This is a genomic window from Bacillus luti (genome assembly GCF_001884105.1).
In the GTDB taxonomy this organism is placed as follows: Bacteria; Bacillota; Bacilli; order Bacillales; family Bacillaceae_G; genus Bacillus_A; species Bacillus_A luti.
Genome location: NZ_MACI01000059.1, coordinates 41,555 through 58,287, shown reverse-complemented (window position 1 = coordinate 58,287; position 16,733 = coordinate 41,555). Strand labels below are relative to the sequence as shown.

Sequence of the window (16,733 nt, the reverse complement as noted above, 5' to 3'; positions counted from 1 at the left end):
GGGACCTTGTCCCTGTGAGAGTAGGACGTCGCCAAGCAACTTAAAACACGAGTCATTTGACTCGTGTTTTTTCGTATTTTATTTTATAATTTTGATTAAATACAGGGAAATGTGGCTAGGATAGTGAATAAGCAAAAGAGTTGCAAATTTTATTAATACGTATATAATTAAAGTCAAAGATAGTCAAAGTCAATAAAGGTGGCGGATAAATGAGAAATATATCTGATATCATTGAGCAATATCTAAAGCAAGTTATTGACTTAAGCAATAATAATGTGATTGAAATCAAAAGAAATGAGATTGCGGATCGATTCGAGTGCGTACCATCTCAAATCAATTATGTAATCAATACCCGTTTTACGTTAGAAAGAGGATTTGTAGTAGAAAGTAAACGTGGTGGAGGGGGTTACATTCGCATTATAAAAGTCAAACTGCATGATGATATAGACATTATTGATCAAATGCTTCATATGATTGATCATAGCGTTGCACAAGGGAATGCAGAGAGTATGATTATACGTTTGATAGAAGAGGGAATCATAACGAATCGTGAAGCAAAACTTATGTTAAGTGTACTAGATCGTTCTGTGTTATCAATGGATATCCCTTCTCGAGATGAACTTAGGGCTCGAATATTATGCGCAATGTTAAGAACACTGAAATATAAATAAATTACAGCTTTTGTAAAAGAATGATAACTAAGATAAGGCAGTTAAATATTGTAGAGGTTTTGAAAAAGAACATGCACTTTTATCTAACGGATTAAGAAAAGCGAACAATCTAGTAATGTATGAAAAGTACTATGAGATAGATCGTTCCTGTTGTAAAGGTGGGGATAGTGATGACTTGTCAAAACTGTAATATAAGACCAGCAACTTTACATTATACAAAAGTAGTCAACGAGAAGAAGGCGGAAGTTCATCTTTGTGAGCAATGTGCAGAACAAAGTGGCTATACGTCTTTCTTTCAATCATCGCAGTCTAACTTTTCATTCCATGATTTATTTGCTGGGTTATTACACGGTGAATCAACAATGTTTGAAGAAGGAAAAAATGAACTTTCGAATAAAAATATAGTAAGATGTCCAGATTGTAAGATGACATCTGAGCAATTTACAAAAGTGGGGCGCTTTGGGTGTGCTTCCTGTTACGATACATTTAAGGAACATTTAAAGCCATTGTTAAAACGTCTTCACGGGGGACATACAGATCATTGTGGAAAAATTCCGGAACGTATAGAAGGAAATATCCACTTAAAGAAAGAATTAGATGAACTAAAACTCATTCTGAAACAATACGTGCAGAATGAGGAATTTGAGAAAGCTGCTGAAGTAAGAGATCAAATCCGAAGTCTTGAAAATCAGCTTAGTGAGCATAGAGAGGGGGAATAGTTCTATGTCACTGGACAAAATTATGAATGAAGCGATTAGTCCATGGATGAAGGGAGATGGCCCTGATTCTGATATTGTTTTAAGTAGTCGAATTCGTTTGGCTCGTAATTTTAAAAAATATCAATTCTCTACTATGCAAAGCGAAGAAGAAGCTAAACAAATTCATGAATTATTTAAAAAGGAATTTATAAATAAAGCGGTAGAACCTTTTGGAGAGTTTGAGCTATTAAAAATGAATGAATTAACCCCTCTTCAAAGGAGAGTTTTGGTAGAAAAGCATTTAATTAGTCCTAATCTTGCAGGAACAGAATATGGAGCATGCCTATTATCAGAAAGTGAACATATTAGTGTTATGCTTAATGAAGAAGACCACATTAGAATTCAGTGCTTATTTTCAGGATTACAATTATCAGAGGCTCTTCAAAGTGCTAATCAAATAGATAATTGGATTGAGGAAAAGGTTGAATATGCTTTTGATGAATCTCTTGGATATATTACGAGTTGCCCTACTAACGTTGGTACAGGATTAAGAGCTTCTGTAATGATTCATTTACCAGGACTAGTCTTAACGAAAAGAATTAGCCGTATTATACAAGTAATTCAAAAATTAGGGTTAGTAGTAAGAGGAATATACGGTGAAGGTAGCGAAGCGTTAGGTAATATATTTCAAGTGTCAAATCAAATGACGCTAGGGAAATCCGAAGAAGATATTATTGCAGATTTAAAGAGTGTCATTCAACAAATCATACAGCAAGAAAAAATGGCTAGAGAATTAATTGTACAAAATTCAAGTATTGAGCTTGAAGATAAAGTTTATCGCTCTTATGGCATACTAGCCAACAGTCGTTTAATTCAATCTGCGGAAGCAGCCAATTGCTTATCAGATTTACGACTTGGTATTGATTTAGGATATATAAAAGGTATATCGAGAAACATTTTGACTGAGCTAATGGTTCTTACACAACCAGGCATTTTACAACAATATGCAGGAGGACCTTTAGGACCAGAAGAAAGAGATTATCGAAGAGCAACCTTAATCCGTGAGCGATTACGTATTGAAAAAAACTAAGCGCAAGTAGGAGGCGATTTCTATGATGTTTGGAAGATTTACAGAAAGAGCACAGAAAGTATTAGCTTTATCTCAAGAGGAAGCAATTCGTATTGGGCATAACAATATTGGAACAGAACACATTTTACTTGGGCTTGTACGCGAAGGTGAAGGAATTGCAGCAAAAGCGTTGATTGCTCTTGGATTAAGTCCAGAGAAGGTTCAAAAAGAGGTAGAAGCGTTAATTGGACGCGGAACAGAAGCTTCTCAAACGGTACATTATACACCGCGTGCTAAAAAGGTTATTGAGTTGTCTATGGATGAAGCTCGTAAATTAGGTCACTCTTACGTTGGAACAGAACATATTTTACTTGGTTTAATCCGCGAAGGTGAAGGGGTAGCAGCACGTGTTTTAAATAACTTAGGTGTTAGCCTAAATAAGGCAAGACAACAAGTATTGCAACTTCTTGGAAGTAATGAAGCAAGTTCAGGTCACCAAGGTGGTTCTTCAACAAATGCAAATACACCAACACTTGATAGCTTAGCACGTGATTTAACAGTTGTTGCACGTGAAAATCGTTTAGACCCTGTTATTGGACGTGGTAAAGAAATTCAACGTGTAATTGAAGTGTTAAGCCGTAGAACAAAAAACAATCCTGTGTTAATTGGGGAGCCTGGTGTAGGTAAAACAGCAATTGCAGAAGGATTAGCACAACAAATCGTAAATAATGAAGTTCCTGAAACTTTAAGAGATAAGCGTGTTATGACACTAGATATGGGTACAGTGGTAGCTGGAACGAAATATCGTGGTGAATTTGAAGATCGTTTGAAGAAAGTAATGGATGAAATCCGCCAAGCAGGAAATATCATTCTATTTATTGATGAACTTCATACATTAATTGGTGCAGGCGGAGCGGAAGGTGCTATTGACGCATCGAACATTTTAAAACCATCTTTAGCTCGTGGGGAATTGCAATGTATTGGGGCGACAACGTTAGATGAATATCGCAAATATATTGAGAAAGACGCAGCTTTAGAGAGACGTTTCCAACCAATTCACGTTGATGAGCCAAGTTTAGACGAATCAACTCAAATTTTGAAAGGTTTACGCGATCGTTATGAGGCACATCACCGCGTGTCTATTACAGATGATGCAATCGATGCAGCTGTAAAGCTTTCAGATCGTTATATTACAGATCGTTTCTTACCAGATAAAGCAATTGATTTAATTGATGAAGCTGCTTCAAAGGTTCGCTTACGCTCTTATACAACACCACCAAATCTAAAAGAGCTTGAAGTGAAGCTTGAGGAAATTAGAAAAGAAAAAGATGCAGCTGTACAGAGTCAAGAGTTTGAAAAAGCTGCTTCCTTACGTGATATGGAACAACGCTTACGCGAGAAGTTAGAAGATACGAAGCGTCAATGGAAAGAGCAACAAGGAAAAGAAAACTCAGAAGTGACAGTAGAAGATATTGCAAATGTTGTTTCTACGTGGACTCGTATCCCGGTTTCTAAACTTGCACAAACAGAGACTGATAAGTTATTAAACTTAGAATCCATTCTTCACGATCGTGTTATTGGTCAAGATGAAGCGGTAGTAGCTGTAGCGAAAGCTGTTCGCCGTGCTAGAGCAGGATTGAAAGATCCGAAACGTCCGATTGGTTCATTCATTTTCTTAGGACCAACAGGCGTAGGTAAAACGGAGCTAGCAAGAGCGTTAGCAGAATCTATGTTCGGTGATGAGGATGCAATGATTCGCATCGATATGTCTGAGTACATGGAGAAGCATTCTACTTCTCGTTTAGTTGGATCTCCTCCAGGATATGTTGGATATGAAGAAGGTGGACAATTAACAGAAAAGGTTCGCCGTAAGCCATATTCAGTTGTCTTATTAGATGAAGTAGAGAAAGCTCATCCTGATGTGTTTAACATTTTACTACAAGTATTAGAAGATGGTCGCTTAACAGATTCTAAAGGGCGTACAGTTGATTTCCGTAATACAATTGTTATTATGACATCTAACGTTGGTGCAGAGGCGTTAAAACGTAATAAACACCTTGGATTTAACGTACAAGATGAGAGCCGCGATTATTCAGATATGAAAGGCAAAGTAATGGATGAACTGAAAAAGGCATTTCGTCCAGAGTTCTTAAACCGTATTGATGAAATTATCGTGTTCCATATGCTTGAGAAAAAACATATTCAAGAGATTGTAAATCTTATGGTAAATCAGCTAGTAAATCGCTTGAAAGAGCAAGAAATTGAATTGCATTTAACAGAAGGAGCGATTTCAGCTATTGCTGATAAAGGATTTGATCGAGAGTATGGTGCTCGTCCGCTTCGTAGAGCAATTCAGAAGCACGTAGAAGACAGACTATCGGAAGAACTTTTAAAAGGTGCTATTGAGAAGGGACAAAAAGTTATCTTTGATGTAGAAGGGGAAACATTTGTCATTCATAGTGCCGAAAAGGTAAAATAAGTATAGACAAACTAAGAGGGCTACGAGATAGCCCTCTTTCTTGTACGAGAAGGATAAAATGTTTATAGATGAAAGTGAAGTGAACTATAAAACGATATGGCTAAAAAGAAAACAAAATTCACATGTCAAGAGTGTGGTTATCAGTCACCAAAATATATGGGTAAATGCCCTGGATGTGGTCAATGGAATACACTTGTTGAAGAAATGGAACCGGTTGTATCATCCAGACGCCTTAATTATGCAAATGCAATTCAAACAGAAGTAACAAAACCAAGACGTCTTACAGAGGTAGAAACAAAGTCAGAGGCACGTATTGAAACAAAATTTCAAGAATTTAATCGTGTACTTGGTGGTGGAATCGTAGATGGATCTTTAGTACTTATCGGTGGGGACCCTGGGATTGGAAAATCAACGTTGTTATTACAGATTTCATCGCAATTAGCAGATTCTTCATATGATGTACTATACATATCAGGTGAAGAGTCAGCTAAACAGATTAAACTTCGTGCAGATCGTTTGGATGTAAAGGGTAGTAATTTATTTGTTGTAGCAGAGACTGACTTACAGCGAATTGCAGCACACATTGAAGAGATGAATCCAGCCTTTGTTGTTATTGATTCCATTCAAACGATACATTTACCAGAGGTGACGTCAGCGCCAGGAAGCGTGGCACAAGTACGTGAATGTACGGCAGAATTAATGAAACTTGCAAAAACGAAAGGAATCCCTATTTTTATCGTCGGACACGTGACAAAAGAAGGTGCAATTGCAGGGCCGCGTATGTTAGAACATATGGTCGATGCAGTTCTTTACTTTGAAGGAGACCGTCATCATACATATCGTATTTTACGAGCTGTGAAGAATCGTTTTGGTTCTACGAATGAAATGGGTATTTTTGAAATGAAAGAACTTGGTCTTGCGGAGGTCTTAAACCCGTCAGAAATTTTCCTTGAGGAAAGACCGGTTGGGGTCGCAGGATCAACAGTGGTTGCCTCAATGGAAGGAACAAGACCAGTTTTAGTAGAAATACAAGCATTAATCTCCCCTACTAGTTTTGGAAACCCTCGAAGAATGGCGACGGGAATTGACCATAACCGTGTATCGCTTATTATGGCAGTGTTAGAAAAAAGAACAGGTTTATTATTGCAAAATCAAGATGCATATTTAAAAGTAGCAGGTGGTTTGAAATTAGATGAACCAGCAATTGATTTAGCTGTAGCTTTGAGTATAGCTTCAAGTTTTAGAGATAAATCTACGGCACCCACTGATGCAGTAATAGGAGAAGTAGGATTAACTGGAGAAATAAGAAGAGTATCAAGAATTGAACAACGTGTACAAGAAGCAGCTAAATTAGGATTCCAACGAGCTATTATTCCTAGAAAAAATTTGGGAGGGTGGACAATTCCGGATGGGATTGAGGTAGTGGGTGTATCTAATTTAGGAGAAGCGCTTCGTTTGACATTAGGAGGCTAGGCTATGGAAGAAAATAAGCAACGTGTCAAAAGTATGATTAATATTTTACAGCTCGTGGCCCCAGGAACACCACTGCGCGAAGGGATAGATAATGTACTTCGTGCACAAACTGGGGGATTAATTGTTCTTGGATATAATGAGCAGATTAAAAGCATTGTTGATGGAGGTTTTCATATTAATTGTGCATTCTCTCCTGCTAGTTTATATGAATTAGCAAAAATGGATGGGGCACTTATTTTAAATGAAACTGGAAGCAAAATTTTAATCGCGAATGCACAACTAGTTCCAGAGTCATCTATTGATTCTATTGAAACAGGTATGCGTCACCGAACGGCAGAGCGTGTAGCGAAACAGACGGGTAGCCTTGTTGTGGCTATTTCACAAAGACGTAATGTAATTACACTATATCAAGGGAATTTACGTTATACACTAAAGGATATAGGGGTTATTTTAACAAAGGCAAATCAAGCTATTCAAACGTTAGAAAAATATAAGGCTGTATGGAATGATGGTATTACGAATTTGGGCATTCTAGAATTTGAAGAGGTCGTTACAATGTCCGAGGTGGTTCATGTTTTACATAGTGTTGAAATGGTATTGCGTATTAAAAATGAAATATTGAGCTATATTCATGAGTTAGGAACAGAAGGCAGGTTAATTCGTTTACAACTTACAGAATTACTAGCCGATTTAGAGGCAGAGGCAGCGTTATTAATTAAAGATTATTATCAAGAAAAAACACAAGATCATCATCAAATTTTGAAAAAGTTACAAGATCTTGCGAATACACAACTTCTAGAGGATAGCGATTTAGTTAAATTACTTGGCTACCCAGGACAAACGAGTTTAGAAGAAAGTGTAACACCGAGAGGATACCGAATCACAAGTAAAATTTCGCGCGTTCCGCCACTTATCATCGAAAATTTAATTAACCGATTTAAAACGCTGCAAGGTGTTTGTCGTGCAACTATCAATGAATTGGATGATGTGGAAGGAATTGGAGAAGTCAGGGCGAAGAAAATACGAGAAGGCCTAAAAAGAATTCAAGAGCATCTCTATATGAGTAGACACAATTAAGAATATTACATTGATTCTATAATATAACGACACTAGAGCATTTTTGGTATATGATATGGTATATTGGTAAATAAAACTATTTATAAAAAAACACGTCCGCTTTTGCATTCGGCGTTTTGATTAGCGAAACAATGGTTAATAATGAGTAGGAGGTGGTTGGATGTTAAAACGGATCGTACAGCTCTTCTTTTTAGTAATCGGAGGAGCGTTAGGGATTTACTTAATCCCAAAAGTTATTAATGTAATGGATATCGGTGCGGTTCCCTGGTTAGAAGGATCGTATGTTCGTGCAATTATTGGTGCAATTATTTTATTTTTAACAACATTTTGGCTTGTAGATTACATTGTTCAACTTATTAAGCATATTGAGGAAGCCCTTGTAAAGGCACCTGTAGCGGATGTTTTATTCGGTACTCTAGGGTTAATTTCTGGTCTTATTGTTGCATATTTAATTTTGATACCAATTCGTGAATTTACGATTCCAGTTATTAGCACGGTATTACAAGTATTCTTTACTCTTTTACTTGGTTATTTAGGATTCCAAGTAGGGTTTAAAAAGAGAAATGAATTATTAGGTTTATTTACATTGCCCCAACGCGGAGGTAAGAAGAAGAACAATAGTGAGAGCGAAGAGGCCGAGGGAGAGGTAGAAAAATCTACAACTCATTGGAAGATTCTCGATACGAGTGTAATTATTGATGGACGTATTGCTGATATTTGTCAAACAAAGTTTTTAGAAGGAACCATTGTGATTCCACAATTCGTATTAGAAGAATTACAGCATATTGCCGACTCTTCCGATGCGTTAAAGCGTAATCGTGGTCGCAGAGGTTTAGATATTTTAAATCGTATTCAAAAAGAGATGCCGATTCCGGTAGAAATTTATGAAGGTGATTTTGAGGATATTCAAGAAGTGGATAGCAAACTTGTAAAGTTGGCGAAAATCACTGGTGGAACTGTGGTAACGAATGATTTCAACTTAAACAAAGTGTCTGAATTACAAGGGGTAACGGTGTTAAACATTAATGATTTAGCTAATGCGATTAAACCAGTTGTACTCCCAGGTGAAGAGCTAAGTGTTTATGTTGTAAAAGACGGAAAAGAACAAAATCAAGGTGTTGCATATTTAGATGATGGCACGATGATTGTAGTAGAAGATGGTAGAGAATTTGTAGGTTCACAGCTCGATGTACTTGTTACTAGTGTGTTACAAACATCGGCAGGGCGTATGATTTTCGCTAAACGTAAATTATTAGAAAAAGCATTATAAGTAGAGGATTATTAATATGTATACATTAATTATTCCAGCAGCTGGTCAAGGAAAGCGGATGGGTGCCGGCAAAAATAAGTTGTTCTTACTTATAAATGAAGTACCAATTATTGTGCATACATTACGTGCTTTTGAAAAAGATAAGGCGTGTAAAAGTATTGTTATGGCAATTAATGAAGAAGAACGCCCGTATTTTGAAGAGCTAATGCAGAAGTATCCGGTTGAAAAGCCAGTACAATTTATTCAGGGCGGAGCAGAAAGACAAGATAGTGTATATAACGCGATTCAGCATACAAGTGATGTTGAGTATGTTCTTGTGCATGACGGTGCGCGCCCGTTCGTAACGAACAAAGTGATTCAAGATGTATTAACAGCAACAGAAAAATATGGGGCTTCCATTTGTGCGGTATCAGTGAAAGATACCGTTAAGAAGGTAGAGCAGGGTGTTGTTGTTGAAACGGTAGAAAGATCTCAGCTTAAAGCTGTACAAACACCACAAGGATTCTCTGTTCCCTTGTTACTAGAAGCTCATAGAAGCGCAAAACAGAGTTGCTATCTTGGTACAGATGATGCAAGTCTTGTAGAGCGTATTGGGAAGCCAGTTGGTGTAGTAGAGGGGAGTTACTATAATATTAAAGTGACGACTCCAGAGGATTTACTAATTGCTGAAAGTTTCCTTCATGCTCAGAAGAAATAGCCGTGATGGTATGATAACAAAGAAAAGCTCGGCAAAAGCCGGGCTTTTCTTTATAAGGATAGCGATATAATATAGAGTCATAAAGCTCAGTAGTTTAGCTTGAGGAGGATATAAAAATGTTTCGAATTGGACAAGGTTTTGATGTACATGAATTCGCGGAAGGAAGACCGTTAATTATTGGCGGAATTACAATCCCTTACGAAAAAGGATTAATTGGTCATTCGGATGCGGATGTATTATTACATACGATTGCGGACGCATGTTTAGGTGCAATTGCAGCAGGCGATATTGGAAAGCATTTTCCTGATACAGACCCAGCGTTTAAGGATGCTGATTCAGCTGTATTACTGCAAAAGGTTTGGGAATTCGTGCGTGAACAAGGTTATGAATTAGGGAATTTAGATTGTACAATTATTGCTCAAAGACCAAAAATGGCACCACATATTGAAAGTATGCGTAAACGTATTAGTGAACTATTAGAAACGTCTATTGATAATATCAATGTAAAGGCAACAACAACAGAAAAGTTAGGATTTACAGGTAGGGAAGAGGGAATTGCTTCTCAAGCAGTTGTTTTATTACAGAAAAAATAATGGTTTTTAATTCGTAAGATGGATAATCACATTTTTTTGGTGTACAATTATAGAATGTGTTGACATTAAGAATGGAAGGTGTACCAATTATGGAAAAGCAAGTGAGAGTGCGCTATGCGCCAAGTCCAACAGGACACTTACATATCGGAAATGCGCGTACGGCATTATTTAATTATTTATTTGCTCGTCATCAAGATGGTAAGTTTATTATTCGTATTGAAGATACTGATGTAAAACGTAATGTTGCAGGTGGAGAAGAAAGCCAATTAAAATACTTGAAATGGCTCGGTATGGACTGGGATGAAGGTGTTGATGTTGGTGGTGAATTTGGACCATATCGTCAAACAGAGCGTTTAGATATTTATAAAAAATTATATCTAGATTTATTAGAGCGTGGTTTAGCTTACAAATGTTATATGACAGAAGAAGAGCTAGAAGCAGAGCGTGAAGGGCAAATTGCTCGTGGTGAGACACCTCGTTACGCTGGTAACCACCGTGATTTAACTGAAGAACAAGTTAAGGAATTTGAAGCTGAGGGACGTATTCCAAGTATTCGTTTCCGTGTACCAGCAGATCGTGATTACACATTTAAAGATATCGTAAAAGACGAAGTTGCATTCCATTCGAATGATTTTGGCGATTTTGTTATCGTGAAAAAAGATGGAATTCCAACTTATAACTTTGCGGTAGCAGTGGATGATCACTTAATGGAGATTACACATGTACTTCGTGGTGATGACCATATTTCAAACACGCCAAAACAAATGATGATTTATGAAGCTTTCGGTTGGGATATCCCGCAATTTGGTCATATGACTTTAATTGTAAATGAAAGCCGTAAAAAGTTAAGTAAACGTGATGAATCTATTATTCAATTTATTGAGCAATATAAAGAGCTTGGATATCTTCCGGAAGCAATCTTTAACTTTATTGCATTACTAGGTTGGTCGCCAGTAGGAGAAGAAGAAATCTTCTCTCAAGATGAGTTTATCAAAATGTTTGATGCAGCTCGTTTATCAAAATCGCCTGCATTATTTGATTCTCAAAAACTAAAATGGATGAACAACCAATATATGAAAAAACAAGATTTAGATACGGTTGTTGAACTAAGCTTACCGCATTTAGTGAAAGCAGGTCGCGTGGGTGAAAACTTAAGCGAACAGGAACAGGCTTGGGTTCGTGATGTTATTGCTTTATATCATGACCAAATGAGCTTTGGGGCTGAAATTGTAGAGCTTTCTGAAATGTTCTTTAAAGATCACGTTGATCACGAAGAAGAAGGACAAGAAGTATTAAATGGTGAGCAAGTACCAGAAGTACTTCGTGCATTTGCGGGTCAAGTAGAAGCTCTAGAAGCAATGGAACCAGCAGCAGTTAAGGCAGCTATTAAAGCGGTTCAAAAGGAAACAGGACATAAAGGTAAAAATTTATTTATGCCAATCCGTGTTGCGACTACTGGACAAACACATGGTCCAGAACTGCCTAATGCGATTGCTCTTCTTGGAAAAGAAAAAGTTTTAAATCGTATTCAGAAAGTAATTGGTTAACATTTTCTAGGTTTAGAAATATAATAAGTATACTTAAAACCTAATAAGGAAAAGCGACGAGAAGGAGAAGTAGAAGATCAGGCTTTTTACAGAGAGAACCACCTTTAGGCTGGGAGTGGTTTATAAGCGGATTTTTGAAATGCCCCTTCGAGTCTTCTGTTGAACAGCGAAGTATTTCGCGGAACGTCTTTGGGCGGCAAAGTAAACAGAAGCGGTGTAAACCGTTATCATGGAAGAGTTTGAGGCTTTCTTTAGCCTAAACAGAGTGGAACCGCGCTTAAAAGGCGTCTCTGTCAATATGACAGAGGCGTCTTTTTTTATACCATATAAATGGATATGAGTATAAAACTTATCTCCTCGTATAGAGATTTAGGGGGATAAGTGGGGAGTTAAAGGAAGTTAGTTCGCTCGAAAAAGCAGCCCATAAAGGGGAGGGAACATCAATGTTTAAGAGGCTTCGGGAAGATATTGAAGTCGTTTTTGAACAGGATCCAGCGGCACGAAGTTATTTCGAAGTTATTTTGACTTACTCTGGATTACATGCAGTTTGGGCTCATCGAATTGCACATGCTTTTTATAAAAAGAATTTCTTCTTTATTGCACGTTGGATCTCGCAAGTTAGTCGTTTCTTTACTGGCATTGAGATTCATCCAGGGGCAACTATTGGTCGTCGTTTTTTCATCGACCATGGAATGGGGGTTGTAATTGGAGAAACGTGCGAAATTGGTGATAATGTAACAATTTATCAAGGAGTTACATTAGGTGGTACAGGTAAAGAAAAGGGAAAGAGGCACCCTACGATTCAAGATAATGTGTTAATTGCAACAGGTGCTAAAGTACTAGGTTCTATTACAGTTGGAGAGAATTCTAAAATTGGAGCAGGATCTGTCGTATTAAAAGAAGTTCCTGCGCATTCTACAGTTGTAGGTATACCTGGCCGAGTCGTTATTCAAAATGGAGTGAAGATTGGTCAAGAATTAAATCATTCTGATCTTCCAGACCCAATTTTTGATAAATTAAAAGTTATGGAAGCAGAACTTGATAAATTGAAAAAGCAACTTGAAGTAAAGGTAGAAAGGAAGGATAAAAATGACTATTCACATTTATAATACGTTAACACGTCAAAAGGAAGAGTTTATTCCATTAGAAGAAAATAAGGTAAAGATGTATGTGTGCGGACCTACAGTATATAACTACATTCACATTGGGAATGCAAGACCACCTATGGTATTTGATACAGTACGTCGTTATTTAGAATATAAAGGGTATGATGTGCAGTATGTATCTAACTTTACTGACGTAGATGATAAATTAATTAAGGCGGCAAATGAATTAGGCGAAGATGTGCCGACAATTGCAGATCGCTTTGTAGAAGCTTACTTTGAAGATGTAACAGCGTTAGGTTGCAAACATGCAACGGTTCATCCGCGTGTAACAGAAAATATGGATATTATCATTGAATTTATTCAAGAACTTGTGAATAAAGGGTACGCGTATGAATCAGAAGGCGATGTGTATTTTAGAACGAAAGAATTCGAAGGCTACGGTAAATTATCGCATCAACCAATTGCAGATTTACGTCACGGTGCGCGTATTGAAGTAGGAGAAAAGAAACAAGATCCTCTTGATTTTGCTTTATGGAAAGCTGCGAAAGAGGGAGAAATCTTCTGGGAAAGCCCTTGGGGTAAAGGACGTCCAGGCTGGCATATTGAATGCTCAGCGATGGCACGTAAGTACTTAGGGGATACAATTGATATTCATGCTGGTGGTCAAGATTTAGCATTTCCTCATCATGAAAATGAAATTGCACAGTCAGAGGCATTAACAGGAAAAACATTTGCACGTTACTGGATGCATAATGGATATATTAATATTAATAATGAGAAGATGTCTAAGTCGCTTGGAAACTTCATTTTAGTTCACGATATTATTAAGCAATATGACCCGCAGTTAATTAGATTCTTTATGTTGTCAGTGCATTACCGTCATCCAATTAACTTTAGTGAAGAGTTATTACAAAGCACAAATAACGGGCTAGAAAGAATTAAAACAGCTTACGGTAACTTGAAGCATCGTATGGAAAGTAGTACAGATTTAACAGATCATAATGAGAAATGGCTAGCTGAAATGGAAAAGTTCCAAGCTGCATTCGAAGAAGCGATGGATGATGATTTCAACACGGCTAATGCGATTACTGAATTATATAATGTAGCAAATCACGCGAATCAATATTTACTGGAAGAACATACTTCTAAAGTTGTGATTGAGGCATATGTAAAACAACTTGAAACATTATTTGATATTTTAGGATTAGAATTAGCACAAGAAGAATTGCTTGATGAAGAAATCGAGGCACTTATCCAAAAGCGTATTGAAGCTCGTAAAAATCGTGATTTCGCATTATCGGATCAAATTCGAGATGATTTAAAAGAACGTAATATTATTTTAGAAGATACCGCTCAAGGTACAAGATGGAAAAGAGGATAAGAATGATTGATGCAAAGCAATTAAACAGCTTAGCGTTAGCATATATGGGTGATGCGGTATATGAACAATATATCCGCTATCACCTCCTTCAAAAAGGAAAAGTCCGCCCTAATCAATTACATCGATTAGGGACGAGCTTTGTTTCGGCAAAAGCACAGGCGAAAGTTGTTTATCATTTATTAGAGACCGCATTTTTGACAGAGGAAGAAGAGGCAGTATTAAGAAGAGGGCGTAATGCAAATTCCGGCACTGTTCCAAAGAATACGGATGTACAAACATACCGACATAGTACAGCCTTTGAAGCCCTAATTGGTTATCATCACTTGTTAAATAATCGTGAAAGATTAGATGAAATTGTATATAAAGCAATTGCTGTTTTAGAAGAAAAGGAAGGGGGCACATCATCATGAGTAGTGAATATATTATCGGACGTAACCCTGTAATTGAGGCGTTACGATCAGGGAGAGATATTAATAAAATTTGGGTCGCAGAAGGTGCTGCCAAAGGTCAGGTGCAAATTGTACTGGCATTAGCGAAAGAGAATAAAATTATTTTACAACATGCACCAAAGAAGAAGTTAGATCAATTAGTTGAGGGTAATCATCAAGGTGTAATTGCTCAAGTAGCTGCATATCAATATGCTGAGTTAGAAGATTTATTTAAGGTAGCAGAGAAGCGTAATGAAGATCCATTCTTCTTAATCTTAGATGAAATTGAAGATCCGCATAACCTAGGTTCTATTATGCGTACTGCTGATGCAACAGGAGCTCATGGGATTATTATTCCGAAAAGAAGAGCTGTAGGACTTACTGCATCAGTTGCAAAAGCATCGACTGGGGCAATTGAATACATTCCTGTTGCGCGCGTGACAAATTTATCTCGTACAATTGATGAATTAAAAGAACGTGGACTTTGGATTGCTGGTACAGATGCCAAAGGGAAAACGGATTATCGTAATTTAGATGGGAATATGCCAATTGGATTAGTAATTGGAAGTGAAGGAAAAGGTATGAGTCGTATTATTGGTGAAAAGTGTGATTTCCTGATCACTTTACCAATGGTTGGAAAAGTTACATCCTTAAATGCTTCAGTAGCCGCAAGTCTGTTAATGTATGAGGTATATCGTAAACGTCACGAAATTGGTAAATAAAAAATGAACGATATTCTGATCGTTGATGGCTACAACATTATCGGAGCTTGGGGAGATTTGAAGAAACTGCGGGATGTAGATTTGCAATCATCAAGAGATGCACTCATTGATAAGATGGCGGATTATCAAGGTTATACAGGCACAAAGGTAATGATAGTCTTTGATGCCTATACAGTTCATGGTATTGAAAAAAAGATGAAACAATCGCGTGTGGAAGTAATATTCACGAGAAAGAATCAAACTGCGGATGAAAAGATAGAGCAACTTGCGATTGAACTTAGAAATATAAATACACAAATATATGTTGCGACTTCTGATTATACGGAGCAGTGGGTTATATTTGCACAAGGTGCTCTTCGGAAATCTGCACGTGAACTCGAGTTGGAAGTACAAGCGATGGAACAACAAGTGAGAAGACGTACAAAAGACACGAAAGAAAAGCAACCCGCCATGCGAAAGATATTTAGTAAAGATATTACAGAAAAATTAGAAAAATTAAGAAGAGGAGAGCGTTGAAGCATTGACGCTCTTTATCTTTTTGCTGTATAATATTGCTAAATAAATAGCGGTCGGAGGGATCAAGGTGGAAGCAGGCTTCGTAAGTGTAGGCGACGTTACATTTCGTGATTTAGAGGATGAGGCAATCGTTGAGTTAGTTCGAAAAGGTAATACTGACGCTCTAGAATATTTGATTCACAAATATAAGAACTTTGTTCGCGCGAAATCAAGATCTTATTTCTTGGTGGGTGCCGATCGAGAAGATATTGTTCAAGAAGGTATGATTGGATTGTTTAAAGCAATTCGTGATTATAAAGAGGACAAGCTGTCTTCATTCAAAGCATTTGCTGAACTGTGTATCACTCGACAAATTATTACCGCTATTAAAACGGCAACCAGGCAAAAACATATTCCATTAAATTCATATGTTTCTTTAGATAAACCGATTTATGATGAGGAATCTGATCGAACATTATTAGACGTTATTTCGGAAGCAAAAGTAACTGATCCTGAGGAAATGATTATAAGTCAGGAAGAATATACAGACATAGAATCAAAAATATCTGAATTATTAAGCGATTTAGAAAGAAAGGTACTATCTCTATACTTAGATGGTCGTTCCTATCAAGAGATTTCAGAACAGTTAAACAGGCATGTGAAATCTATTGATAATGCGTTACAGCGTGTGAAAAGGAAATTGGAAAGGTATATGGAGATGAGAGAGAGTACAACCTTAAATTCATAACAAGTATCGCAGGTGTAAAGTAATTCACCTGTTTTCTTTTTGTAAAGAGAGTAAGAGTCATGACATTGACATTGTCTTTTGTTGTATGATACATTTTTAGGGACATAATGTTACAAGGTTGGTGTAACTAATGAGGAAAAAAGTTGTACTCTCATGTGAAGAGTGTAAAAATCGAAACTACTCTACGATGAAAGATACGAGCTCAGTAGAGCGACTTGAGATAAAGAAGTTTTGTAAAACATGCAATCAGCATACAGTTCACAAGGAAACAAAATAAAT

At 37.1% G+C, this 16,733-nt stretch carries 17 protein-coding genes and 1 other annotated feature; all 17 genes read left to right on the top strand.

Annotated elements, in window-relative coordinates:
- Positions 1-209: 209 nt before the first annotated feature.
- The 17 genes from ctsR to rpmG all read left to right on the top strand — a co-directional run bounded on the left by ctsR (position 210) and on the right by rpmG (position 16,731).
- Positions 210-671 (top strand): transcriptional regulator CtsR, encoded by a 462-nt coding sequence (ctsR, locus tag BAQ48_RS13980; RefSeq protein ID WP_001244562.1) that lies wholly within the window; start codon positions 210-212, stop codon positions 669-671.
- 170 nt (positions 672-841) lie between these two features.
- Positions 842-1,390, top strand: coding sequence for a protein-arginine kinase activator protein McsA (gene mcsA, locus BAQ48_RS13975; protein WP_071711521.1), 549 nt, complete (start codon positions 842-844; stop codon positions 1,388-1,390).
- A gap of 4 nt (positions 1,391-1,394) precedes the next feature.
- A complete protein-coding gene (mcsB, locus tag BAQ48_RS13970; protein ID WP_071711520.1) occupies positions 1,395-2,459 on the top strand; it encodes a protein-arginine kinase McsB in 1,065 nt (354 codons plus the stop codon).
- Between the two features lie 22 nt (positions 2,460-2,481).
- Entirely contained in the window at positions 2,482-4,917 is a 2,436-nt protein-coding gene (clpC, locus tag BAQ48_RS13965; RefSeq protein ID WP_000971178.1) for an ATP-dependent protease ATP-binding subunit ClpC, read from the top strand.
- Between the two features lie 96 nt (positions 4,918-5,013).
- Complete coding sequence (radA, locus tag BAQ48_RS13960; protein WP_071711519.1) at positions 5,014-6,390, top strand: DNA repair protein RadA; 1,377 nt, start codon at positions 5,014-5,016, stop codon at positions 6,388-6,390.
- A gap of 3 nt (positions 6,391-6,393) precedes the next feature.
- Positions 6,394-7,467, top strand: a complete 1,074-nt coding sequence (gene disA, locus BAQ48_RS13955; protein ID WP_000392167.1) for a DNA integrity scanning diadenylate cyclase DisA — start codon at positions 6,394-6,396, stop codon at positions 7,465-7,467.
- 160 nt (positions 7,468-7,627) lie between these two features.
- A complete protein-coding gene (locus BAQ48_RS13950; protein WP_000919690.1) occupies positions 7,628-8,737 on the top strand; it encodes a PIN/TRAM domain-containing protein in 1,110 nt (369 codons plus the stop codon).
- Between the two features lie 16 nt (positions 8,738-8,753).
- Positions 8,754-9,434, top strand: a complete 681-nt coding sequence (gene ispD, locus BAQ48_RS13945; protein ID WP_071711518.1) for a 2-C-methyl-D-erythritol 4-phosphate cytidylyltransferase — start codon at positions 8,754-8,756, stop codon at positions 9,432-9,434.
- A 116-nt stretch (positions 9,435-9,550) separates the two neighbouring features.
- Entirely contained in the window at positions 9,551-10,027 is a 477-nt protein-coding gene (gene ispF, locus BAQ48_RS13940) for a 2-C-methyl-D-erythritol 2,4-cyclodiphosphate synthase (RefSeq protein WP_000488395.1), read from the top strand.
- A gap of 89 nt (positions 10,028-10,116) precedes the next feature.
- Positions 10,117-11,574 carry a glutamate--tRNA ligase gene (gltX, locus tag BAQ48_RS13935; protein WP_071711517.1) on the top strand — a complete coding sequence of 486 codons (1,458 nt, stop codon included), beginning with the start codon at positions 10,117-10,119 and terminating at the stop codon, positions 11,572-11,574.
- A gap of 47 nt (positions 11,575-11,621) precedes the next feature.
- Positions 11,622-11,869: a binding site (T-box leader), on the top strand.
- A 148-nt stretch (positions 11,870-12,017) separates the two neighbouring features.
- On the top strand, positions 12,018-12,683 hold the full coding sequence (gene cysE / locus BAQ48_RS13930; protein WP_000476499.1) for a serine O-acetyltransferase: 666 nt from the start codon (positions 12,018-12,020) through the stop codon (positions 12,681-12,683).
- Positions 12,664-14,061 (top strand): cysteine--tRNA ligase, encoded by a 1,398-nt coding sequence (gene cysS, locus BAQ48_RS13925; protein ID WP_071711515.1) that lies wholly within the window; start codon positions 12,664-12,666, stop codon positions 14,059-14,061. The genes cysE and cysS overlap by 20 nt, the downstream gene beginning before the upstream one ends.
- Before the next feature lie 2 nt (positions 14,062-14,063).
- Positions 14,064-14,471, top strand: a complete 408-nt coding sequence (locus BAQ48_RS13920) for a Mini-ribonuclease 3 (protein WP_000564261.1) — start codon at positions 14,064-14,066, stop codon at positions 14,469-14,471.
- Positions 14,468-15,211, top strand: a complete 744-nt coding sequence (gene rlmB, locus BAQ48_RS13915; protein ID WP_000093767.1) for a 23S rRNA (guanosine(2251)-2'-O)-methyltransferase RlmB — start codon at positions 14,468-14,470, stop codon at positions 15,209-15,211. The genes BAQ48_RS13920 and rlmB overlap by 4 nt, the downstream gene beginning before the upstream one ends.
- 3 nt (positions 15,212-15,214) lie before the next feature.
- Positions 15,215-15,727: an NYN domain-containing protein gene (locus BAQ48_RS13910; protein WP_000997881.1), complete on the top strand. Its 513-nt coding sequence runs from the start codon at positions 15,215-15,217 to the stop codon at positions 15,725-15,727.
- 67 nt (positions 15,728-15,794) lie between these two features.
- Positions 15,795-16,454, top strand: coding sequence for an RNA polymerase factor sigma-70 (locus BAQ48_RS13905; RefSeq protein WP_000387198.1), 660 nt, complete (start codon positions 15,795-15,797; stop codon positions 16,452-16,454).
- A 130-nt stretch (positions 16,455-16,584) separates the two neighbouring features.
- Positions 16,585-16,731 carry a 50S ribosomal protein L33 gene (gene rpmG, locus BAQ48_RS13900; RefSeq protein WP_002070160.1) on the top strand — a complete coding sequence of 49 codons (147 nt, stop codon included), beginning with the start codon at positions 16,585-16,587 and terminating at the stop codon, positions 16,729-16,731.
- Positions 16,732-16,733: the final 2 nt, after the last annotated feature.